Source organism: Thermobacillus xylanilyticus, assembly GCF_907165215.1.
GTDB classification, from domain to species: Bacteria; Bacillota; Bacilli; order Paenibacillales; family Paenibacillaceae; genus Thermobacillus; species Thermobacillus xylanilyticus.
Genome location: NZ_CAJRAY010000082.1, coordinates 1 through 1,518 on the forward strand (window position 1 = coordinate 1; position 1,518 = coordinate 1,518).

The following is a 1,518-nucleotide window of genomic DNA, read 5'->3' on the forward strand; positions in this document are numbered from 1 at the left end:
AACTCAACTTTCGCAGCTTGAAAATCTGTGCTAAGCCTTGATGGAGCTAGGATTTCTTATCGAAAAATCTCGTTCTTGACAGAAAAACACCTTTCTTGTTTGGTAAAATGGAAGTTGCTAAAGCTTACCATCCCAAACAGAAAGGTGTGTATCCCTATGGTACAACACAACTCTCTGTCTGAAAAGGGTCAAGAACGAATTTCGGCTGCGTTCTCTACTTTGCAAATCGGTCATCTGTTGCGCAAAGCCGGTATTTCCAAGTCGTTCGGTTGGTCAAGTCTCGCCATCTTCCGACTGATCTTTGTGCTTGTATTTGAAGGGCGTAACTGGTTCCGTCTTCTCAACAGCGATCGCCGTCAGTCTTTGCCTGGCAAAGATGTGGTCTATCGGTTCTTAAACCATCCGCGCTTCGCATGGCGGCGATTTTTGCATGCCTTGAGTCTGAAGATCGTTCAGCATTTTGATTCCCTGACCTCTCCGTCCCGCATTCGGGCTTTCATTATCGATGATTCGGTTCTTCGGCGGGATCGCAGCAAGAAAGCCGAGTTACTGGCCCGCGTCTTCGATCATACGACGGGGCGATATATCCGCGGCTACAACATGCTCACGCTCGGATGGTCGGATGGCTTCAGCTTCGCGCCCATTGATTTTGTCATGCTCAGCTCGGCCAAGCTGGCGAATCGCTTTTGCGAGATGAAGGAGCGTTTGTCCAAGCGCACGCCAGGCTACAAACGCCGCATCGAGGCGCTTTCGCGCAAACCGGATGCGGTTGTGGCCCTGCTGGGCCGAGCGCTCAAAGCCGGATTCAGCGCGGACTTTGTCCTGATGGACAGCTGGTTTACCCAAGCGCCTCTGTTGCGTGAACTGATGGCGAACGGTCTGCATGTCATTGGTATGGTAAAGGCGATGAAGCAGCGATACCGGTTCGACGAAAAAAGCCTGACGCTCCAGGAACTGTATGCCCTTTTGCCAAAGCACAAAAACAAGGAGATTCTGGGCTCGGTCATCGTTCAAACCGCATGCGGTCTGCCGGTCAAACTGGTCTTTGTTCAAAATCGCAATCGGCGGCGGGATTGGCTGGTTCTGCTCAGCACCGACCTGGCGTTGGAAGATGCCGAGATCGTTCGCATTTACGGCATGCGTTGGAGCATCGAGACGTTCTTCAAATTTGCCAAATCGTATCTGAAGCTGGGGACGGAGTTCCAAGGCCGTTCATTTGACATGCTCATCAGCCACACCACCATCGTATTTGCGCGTTATCTCGTGATGGAATGGGAACGTCGTCACGAAAACGACGCGCGGTCGTTGGGCGGTCTGTTCTTCCTGTTTTCCGACGAAGTTCGAGACCTGGATCTCAAAACGGCTTTGCAACATCTGATAGCATTTTTCATGGAGTTCACGGAAGCCAAGTCCAAACGGGATCAGTCTGCCGTTTTTCGTCAACTCCAGCATTGGATTTCGAGTTTGCCCAATTATATCAAGGGTTTGTTTGGAAAATTAAGCTGCGAAAGTTGAGTT

General features: G+C 50.9%; 1 protein-coding gene. It reads left to right on the forward strand.

All coding sequences use genetic code 11. From position 1 onward, the window contains the following. Nucleotides 1–156: 156 nt before the first annotated feature. Nucleotides 157–1,515 carry an IS4 family transposase gene (locus KJQ12_RS15325; protein ID WP_213485638.1) on the forward strand — a complete coding sequence of 453 codons (1,359 nt, stop codon included), beginning with the start codon at nt 157–159 and terminating at the stop codon, nt 1,513–1,515. The last annotated feature ends 3 nt before the right edge of the window (nt 1,516–1,518 follow it).